Source organism: Ferdinandcohnia sp. SAFN-114 (assembly GCF_059415045.1).
Genome location: NZ_JBPFDQ010000021.1, coordinates 1 through 8492, shown reverse-complemented (window position 1 = coordinate 8492; position 8492 = coordinate 1). Strand labels below are relative to the sequence as shown.

Below are 8492 nucleotides of genomic sequence, written 5' to 3'. Positions count from 1 at the left end.
GCGAAAGTGATCAAAAAGCATACGTAAATAGGGGATACGAATGCTTTTTTGAGAATAGGCAGCACCAAACCATTCGCAAGATCCAAGAAAAGGGAAAAATAGCCTATGAGTTGAGTAAGAATGTAACGATTTTCAACTTATGCATTATTTAAAAACGAAATATTGAACGCATAGTCTTTGTTTACCCCAGAAGCAAAAAAGATAAAACGCAATAAACGTACACAAGGACCGTATCGGTTATGATACAGTCCTTGTATTCGATGCTAGCTCCAAGAAAGAGCATCTCGGCTCTCTTATCTAGCCAATCCCCTCTGAGGGAAAAAGATGCCTTTTTTCAGTACTTGTCGACCACGACAGGACGGCTAAGCTTCAGAGGTAGGCACAAGAGTACCTACCTTCAGCTGGAATTCGGGCACCTTGCGCTTTTCTGTTAGTTCTGTCCCATCTTAAATTCTAGGAAAAGCTGGTTATAGATGGCGAGGTTCTTTTTCCCAAGGTTTTCATACACCTCAAGCTTTTCGGTTAGCTCTGGAGATGGGTAGAAACGCTCATCAGACACCATATCTTCTGGCATATATTGTAGTGCTTCTTTGTTTGGAGTAGAGTAGCTGACGTATTCCGTGTTTTGAGCTGCTACTTCCGCATCCAGCATAAAATTAATAAACTGATGTGCGCCATCAATATTTTTGGCTGTCTTCGGAATGACCATATTGTCAAACCAGAGGTTAGAGCCTTCGCTTGGTACGACATAGTTCAGATCCTCATTTTCCCACATGATATCAGCGGCATCACCCGACCAAACAATTCCAATTGCAGCCTCGCGATTTTGAATCAGTACTTTACCCTCGTCACCAACAATTGCTTTTACATTTGGGGTAAGCTTCATCAGTTTTGCCTTTGCTTCAATTAAGTGGTCAAGATTGGTATCATTCAATGAATAACCAAGAGAGTTAAGCCCCATTCCAATGATTTCTCTAGCACCATCAACCAAGATAATTTCATTTTTTAGGGAAGGGTCCCAGAGATCATTCCAGCTTGTAAATTCTTTACCATCAAGCATGGTGGGGTTATAGACAATGCCGACCGTCCCCCAGAAATATGGGACTGAGTACTGATTACCCGGATCAAAAGGAAGATCCATGAACCGTTCATCAATGTTTTTTAAATTTGGTAGTTTTGAATGGTCAAGAGGGATGAGTAAGTCCTCTTGGCGCATTTTATCAATCATATATTCAGATGGCACCGCGATATCGTAGGTGGTTCCACCTTGTTCGATTTTTGTCATCATCGCTTCATTAGAGTCGAAGGTTTCATAAATAACCTTGATTCCAGTTTCCTCTTCAAAACGATCGATGAGTTCTTCGTCGATATAGTCGCCCCAGTTATAAATCGTCAACGTGTTCCCACCAGCGAGACCCTGAGATGAATTTAAATGGTGGATAAGGTAGAGTAACCCACCAGATACAAGTGCAATTGATATAAAAGCACGGATGAGCTTCGTCATTTTCGAACCCCCAATCCACGTGTGTTTCCTCGTTGTGCAATAAAGTAATATCCAACAACAAGAAGCATTGTAAAGATAAAGAGAAGAGTTGACAATGCATTAATATTTAACGAGATTCCTCGTCGTGCAAGAGAATAGATTTCAACAGATAGCGTTGAGAAACCATTTCCTGTTACGAAAAATGTAACAGCGAAATCATCGAAGGAATACGTAAGGGCCATGAAAAATCCAGCAAAAATTCCTGGTGTGATGTAAGGAATAATCACCTTTGTTAGAACCTGCCATTGGCTTGCTCCGAGATCTCTCGCTGCATCAATTAAAGAAGGACTCATCTCTTTTAGTTTTGGCAGTACCATAAGTACAACGATTGGAATACTGAAGGCAATATGTGAAAGTAACACAGAATAAAATCCTAATTTAATTCCAGCCATTGTTAATAAAATTAAAAAGGAAGCACCGATAATGACATCAGGACTTACAATCAAGACGTTATTTAACGATAGTAAAGTATTTTGAGTTTGTCTTTGTTTAATCGAATGAATCCAAATGGCTCCAAGCACGCCAATAATGGTCGATACAAGAGCAGAAAGCAAGGCAATCACAAATGTATTTAACACGATGATTAGCAGTCTAGTATCCCCGAATAGCTCCTTATACCAATCCAAGGTAAAGCCCTCAAAATTGCTCATCGTGCCACCACTATTGAATGAGTAATACACGAGATAGAAAATCGGTGCATATAAAATGAAGAAAATAATAAATAGATACGCCTTAGAAGAAATAGCCAGTTTATCTTTCATTTTTAGCACCTCGTTTCTTGCGGTTTCCAGTTGCGACCATAATTACTACCATAAAAATAATCAGGAAGACAGCTATTGTTGAACCCATGCCCCAATCCTGAGTGACAAGAAACTGTTGTTCAATGGCAGTACCAAGTGTAATCACTTTGTTTCCTGCAATTAGTCGTGTCAGCATGAATAAAGATAGAGCAGGAATAAATACAACCTGACAGCCTGATTTTACCCCTTGAATCGTAAGTGGGAAAATCACACGACGAAACGTAGTCCATTTAGATGCCCCAAGGTCGCGAGAAGCATCTAGCAGACTAGGGTTCAATTCATTTAGTGAGTTGAAGATTGGTAAAATCATAAACGGAATAAAAATATAAACAGACACAAACACAAAGCTAAAATCTGTAAATAATAATTGTTTAGAGCCAATACCAAACACTTCTAGAATAGCGTTAGCTGTTCCATACGTTCCAAAAATCCCGATAAAAGCATAGGCTTTTAATAGTAGATTAATCCAAGATGGAGCAATGATTAGTAATAACCAAAGATGTTTATGCTTTGTTCTTGTAATTAGATATGCTGTAGGATATGCCACCAATAGAGTTACAGCAGTAATTAAAAACGCATACCAAAAAGAGCTTAGCGTCATTTTTAAGTAAACGGGTGTGAAGAATGTTTTATAGTTTACTAAAGATAAATTTCCCTCTATATCAAAAAAAGAATAATAGAGAACAAGTGTAACTGGAGCGATAACAAATATGAGAATCCATAATGCATAAGGGATAAAAACAAGATTACGTGTTACCTTATTTTCCATGGCTTTCCCCGTCCACGTATGCCTCTAAACGACGATCATATTCTTCTTCTGTTTCACCAAGACGCATAACGTGTATTGCCTCTGGGTCAAAATGAAGTCCAATTTCTTCGCCAACTTTAGCCTTCTTAGTTGAATGAACAAGCCACTCATTTCCATCCTTATCCAAACCGCAAATTTCATAATGTACTCCTCTAAATAACTGGGAATCCACTACAACTTGTAGTTTTCCTTTTTCAACAGAAGTAATTTCTAAATCTTCTGGACGGATGACAATTTCGACTAATTCATTGTCTGAAAAACCTTGGTCAACGCATTCAAATGTCTTTCCGACGAATTCTACGAGAAAGTCCCGATGCATTTTTCCTTTTACGATATTAGATTCACCGATAAAATCAGCAACAAAACGATTGATTGGTTCATCGTATATATCAATTGGGGTACCACTTTGTTGAATTTTTCCTTCATTAAGTACAAATATCTCATCAGACATGGCAAGAGCTTCTTCTTGGTCATGGGTAACGAAGATAAAAGTAATACCAAGCCGCTTCTGAAGGTCGCGAAGCTCGTATTGCATTTCGGTACGAAGCTTCAAATCGAGAGCGGATAATGGTTCATCCAATAAGATAATCTCGGGTTCATTAACAATTGCACGTGCAATCGCAACACGCTGTCTCTGACCACCTGACATTTCTTGAATTTCACGATTTTCATAGCCTGCAAGATTAACAAAGCTTAAAGCTTCTTTTACCTTTTTATCTATTTCAGATTGCTTCAATTTCTTTATACGTAACCCAAAAGCAATATTTTCAAATACATTAAGATGTGGAAACAGGGCGTAATCCTGAAACACTGTATTTACTTGACGTTTATTTGCAGGTGTCGTATTTACTTTTTTACCATTAAAATAAACCTCACCACTTGATGGTTCAATAAATCCTGCGATTAACCGAAGTATCGTGGTTTTTCCACACCCAGATGGACCGAGAAGAGTATAAAATTTTCCTCTTTCTATTTCAAAGCTAACATTGTCGAGAACAGCTGGATCATTGTCATACTGCTTTGTGACATTTTTAAATTGGATAATAGGTATACTGTTCATAGCAACCCCCTTCTTTCTATTAATAGAGATAAGATTCATAACGTAATCCGGCATAATTATACACGAATCGGCAAAAAAAACAATAATAATTATAATTGTCAAGTCAGAAAACTAGGGAAGACTATTTTCTTATTGAAACAAGAGAAGTGTATAGGGCATTTGGGATAGGAAAATTTTCCCGTTTTTAGCAAAAGATTATAACGATTTCATTGACCAAAGAGGAAAATAGAAATATAATTATAGTACTATTTAAAATACTCTTTCTTTAATGAGTTAATTGGATAAAGTAAGGGCAAATTCATTGAAAGATGAAGACGCAAAACTATAGGGGCTAAAGTTCACTAGTGTTCAAAATGGAAGATAAAAAGGACCGAGAAGTTCAAGGCGGCGTAGCTTTTTTGTACCAGAGCGTATGTAATTATACGTGAGGAACGTAGAAGTAAGCCAACCCAGAAATTCTATGTGTCATTTTTACCTGAGTTTTGGAACATCCTCATTTTGGACATGCCAGCCAGTTACCGAGTACAGCTCGTATCGAAAGAACGTAGATTAATCGGTATATGATTAGTCTTTTTTTATACCAATTTATTAACAATATGTTGCTACTATATTACTAGATTTTTGGAATTGGAACATTTCAAACGAATTTTGGAACATCCTCTAAAAAAATTTGGAAGTGATTACATGGAGAAAACAATCCAGAATCTTAACTTGCTAAAAAAATTAAGCGAACTAATTGAGATGATTGGTTCTGAGAAGACTCTAATTTCTGACGAGGTTCGTACTTTACTTAATCAAACATGTCAGGAAAAAGAAGAACAAGAGATTACCAGTACCCTTTTAAATCAACTCCAAGAAATAAACGAACAAATGGAAAACATGCATTGGATGAATAAGCATTACCGAATCCTACATGATTTCGCACAAGTCTGCAGTAAAACATTAAATGAATCCGTCCTTCTCCAAAAGTCTTATGAAATGGTTTCACGTGTTATGCCTACTGATGCATTTTATATTGCATTGCATAATCCTGGTGACAAACATATTCATTTAGTCTTTATTATGGATAATGGCGAACCAGCTCCTCCAAGTACCGTAGACTTTGGCGAAAACTACACATCAAAAGTCATCAAAACAAGGGAAATCGTCCACCTCAAACATCAAAACCAGAACATTGAATATGATACGAAAATGGGTGAGGGGGACGAGGACACAAGCTCCTGTCTTTTTGTACCCGTTGTCATTGATGACCAGGTCAAAGGTGTCATCTCAACTCAGAGCTTTAAAGATTTTGCTTATCGGAAAGAGCATGAGGAACTACTACAAATGATCGGTGCGCAAGTGATCAACTCGATTGAAACAGCAAGATTATATGAGAAAATTTACACAATGTCTCGTACGGATGAATTAACAGGTTTAAAAAACCACCGTGCATTCCATGAGGATTTAGCACAACTGATCAAAAATGAGAATGATGAAATAACAGTTATGATGATAGACTCTGATGATTTAAAACAGGTCAATGATCGGTTTGGGCACGATGCTGGTGACCTATATTTACAGGTACTAGCATACGGAATGAAAACGGTATGTAATGAAAAGTTTGAGGGGTATCGTTATGCCGGAGATGAGTTCATGATTCTGATTAAAAATAGCAGCGACACGTGTGTAAAGGAAATTTACGCAACATTAAATGAGTATTACAATGAAAATCCAATCATCATGGAGAATGAAAAAATCATTGTTTCGATCAGTACGGGTGTCGGGATATATCCACACCATGGAACGACCGTAGATTCTTTAAAAAAGGCAGCCGACCAAGCGCTATATGCTGCAAAAGAAAGTGGAAAAAAACGCATCGTAATAGCGAAATAAAAAAGCTCATCCAAATGGATGAGCTTTTTACTCGTTGTCAAGCTCCAGGCACCATCGGCTCGAGGTCACAAGCCAAACGCTTCTGAAGGTAAAAATCACCTTCTGTCAGCGCTCGTCTTGTGCTTGTCGCCGATAGACGGGCGCCCTGCGCTTTTCTTAGTTGATATGGGCAATAATGCCTTCTTCGTCGTCCAACACAAGTTTGATTCCGGCATATGGGTCACGGTTAAGAAATTCGCCTAGCCATAAACGAATTGCTTCAATTAAGTTCGCCATAATGAGAATCTGCTTTCGATCGTTCACGTATACTTCTGCGGAGAATCCGTACTCATCGTCATACATCAGCTCCACTTCAACCTCTTCAGGCTTTACTTGCTTTTTTAAGCCGATATAGACACAAACTGCATTTATAATTTCCTGTTCAGAAAGTATTAGCGTTGCCATGGATCAGTCTCTTTTTTCTTTTTATCTTTAATCATGACGAAGATTTTTCGAATGATGGAGATCAGAACGTAAATCGCAAGAACGTTAATCATTAATCCTAAAAATGAACCAAGCATACCCATTCCACCTAAAAGACCTCCGAATAGGAATCCTGCAAGTCCACCAAGCATAAGACCTTTCATTAATCCACCAGACATGAATCCACCTTTAGGAGTGGTAGGAGTAGTAGATTTGTTAGTAACATTGTTGTCTTGTTTTTTCTGTTGTTGCTGGAAGTTTGATTTATTTTTGTTCCCAATATTACTATTGAATCCTCTTTTACCTGATTTGTATCCCTTTGCTTCTACAGACGTTGGTTGGTCTTGGAAAACAAAGCTCCCAAGCGGGGAAAAAATCAAAGTAAGTGCTACTAATGCTGATAATATCTTTTTCATATGATAGAAATACCTCCATAAGTTAGTTATTTTATTTATAATAGTATACCTTATTATCCAATCTATTGCGCTTTGCAATACCTCCTCATCAACTTTCTCTCTTATATACGATGAAAGCAGAGTTTGGTTTCGCTTTTTTTAAAAAATACGATTGGTAAATAGTAACAAGAGCCCTAACGAAATTGTTAGGGCTCGCAGAATGTATTACATAAACATATCAAGGATCAAGACAATACCCAAACCTACAATAGAAGTTGTGAATAGTAATAGACCCCATGTCTTAAAGGTATCTTTAATGCTCAGACCGAAATATTCTTTAAATAACCAGAATGATGCGTCGTTAACGTGTGTGATTGTGTTACTACCAGCCGCTGTTGCAAGAACCATTAATACTGGGCTAACATCAAATGTATCGATTAGAGGACCTACAATACCAGCAGCAGTTATCGCTGATACAACACCTGTACCTGTAGCAATACGAATTAAGGCAGTAATAAACCAAGCCATAATCAACGGTGAAATTGTAGTATTTTCCATCATCGAAGCAATATAGTCACCAACACCAGAATCAAGAATGACTTGTTTGAAGGCACCACCTGCACCTACAATAAAGATTATCATCGCAATTCCTTTGATAGCGCTTGAGAAAGAGTCCATTACAGTGTTAATGTCTCGACCTGTACGTATACCAAATACATAAATACCGATTAAAACAGCCAGAAGTAAACTAATTTCTGCACTACCTAGGAAGTTAATAATTTCATGGAACAAGCTTCCTTCTTCGATAAACATATTTAGAATAGTTGCAGTCATAATCATGATTGCTGGGATTAATGGAACAAAAAGACTTAAACCAAAACTAGGCATTTCTTCTTCAGTGAACTCTTTTGGTTTTTCCATTAATTTTGGAATCGGACGATCTAAATTTTTCATCATTCTTGGTAAAATGATTCCAGCCGCGATAACTGCCGGAATAAAAACAACAATACCAATTATATAAACCATACCCATATCTGCGCCATATGCATCGACCAATGCAGTCGGACCAGGCTGTGGCGGGAATAAACTATGTGATAGAGTAGTAGCTGCAACCATTGTAATTCCAAGCTTTAAGAATGGAATTTTTGCCTCCATCGCAATACTAATAACAAGCGGAGCTAGAATAATAAAGGCAACCTCATAGAAGACGGAAATTCCGAATACCATACCAATAATAATTAGGGCCCATTCTACCTTTTTAACACCAAACTTATTTAATAGAGTAGAAGCAATACGTTGGGCTGCTCCACAATCAACCATTAATTTACCTAAAACAGCACCCAAACCAATTATTATAGCAAGGCTTCCAAGTGTACTGCCAAGGCCGGACTTAATAGTTGAAACAATACTTGTTAGATTCATTCCATTTAATAAACCAACAAGGATTGCTGATAGTAAAAGGGCAATCACACTATGATGCTAGACTAAAAAGTAGACACAGATTGTTATAATAAATATATCAACTATAACGAGGTGTGTCTGTATGGCA

General features: G+C 37.6%; 8 protein-coding genes and 1 riboswitch. Of the genes, 1 reads left to right on the top strand and 7 read right to left on the bottom strand.

The features are described from left to right. Positions 1-430 precede the first annotated feature (430 nt). Genes ACR65M_RS08860 through ACR65M_RS08845 form a run of 4 tightly spaced genes read right to left on the bottom strand, consistent with a single transcriptional unit; the run spans position 431 to position 4211 of the window. Entirely contained in the window at positions 431-1504 is a 1074-nt protein-coding gene (locus ACR65M_RS08860) for an ABC transporter substrate-binding protein (RefSeq protein WP_440273113.1), read from the bottom strand. Next, positions 1501-2304 carry an ABC transporter permease gene (locus ACR65M_RS08855; RefSeq protein ID WP_440273112.1) on the bottom strand — a complete coding sequence of 268 codons (804 nt, stop codon included), beginning with the start codon at positions 2302-2304 and terminating at the stop codon, positions 1501-1503. The genes ACR65M_RS08860 and ACR65M_RS08855 overlap by 4 nt, the downstream gene beginning before the upstream one ends. Further along, a complete protein-coding gene (locus ACR65M_RS08850; RefSeq protein ID WP_341329798.1) occupies positions 2294-3112 on the bottom strand; it encodes an ABC transporter permease in 819 nt (272 codons plus the stop codon). Before ACR65M_RS08850 ends, ACR65M_RS08855 begins: the two co-directional genes overlap by 11 nt. Further along, positions 3102-4211, bottom strand: coding sequence for an ABC transporter ATP-binding protein (locus ACR65M_RS08845; RefSeq protein ID WP_341329799.1), 1110 nt, complete (start codon positions 4209-4211; stop codon positions 3102-3104). The genes ACR65M_RS08850 and ACR65M_RS08845 overlap by 11 nt, the downstream gene beginning before the upstream one ends. A gap of 281 nt (positions 4212-4492) precedes the next feature. After that, positions 4493-4556, top strand: a riboswitch (cyclic di-GMP riboswitch). A 339-nt stretch (positions 4557-4895) separates the two neighbouring features. On the opposite strand from ACR65M_RS08845, the gene ACR65M_RS08840 reads away from it, so the two are divergent. Further along, positions 4896-6086 (top strand): sensor domain-containing diguanylate cyclase, encoded by a 1191-nt coding sequence (locus ACR65M_RS08840; RefSeq protein WP_341329800.1) that lies wholly within the window; start codon positions 4896-4898, stop codon positions 6084-6086. A gap of 156 nt (positions 6087-6242) precedes the next feature. Here the strand turns inward: ACR65M_RS08840 and ACR65M_RS08835 are convergent, their stop codons facing one another. From ACR65M_RS08835 to ACR65M_RS08825, 3 genes are all read right to left on the bottom strand, one after another. Next, on the bottom strand, positions 6243-6530 hold the full coding sequence (locus tag ACR65M_RS08835; protein WP_440273111.1) for a YxcD family protein: 288 nt from the start codon (positions 6528-6530) through the stop codon (positions 6243-6245). Beyond that, positions 6518-6964 (bottom strand): hypothetical protein, encoded by a 447-nt coding sequence (locus ACR65M_RS08830; RefSeq protein WP_440273110.1) that lies wholly within the window; start codon positions 6962-6964, stop codon positions 6518-6520. The genes ACR65M_RS08835 and ACR65M_RS08830 overlap by 13 nt, the downstream gene beginning before the upstream one ends. Positions 6965-7168: 204 nt before the next feature. Continuing rightward, complete coding sequence (locus ACR65M_RS08825; RefSeq protein ID WP_440273109.1) at positions 7169-8413, bottom strand: gluconate:H+ symporter; 1245 nt, start codon at positions 8411-8413, stop codon at positions 7169-7171. Positions 8414-8492: the final 79 nt, after the last annotated feature.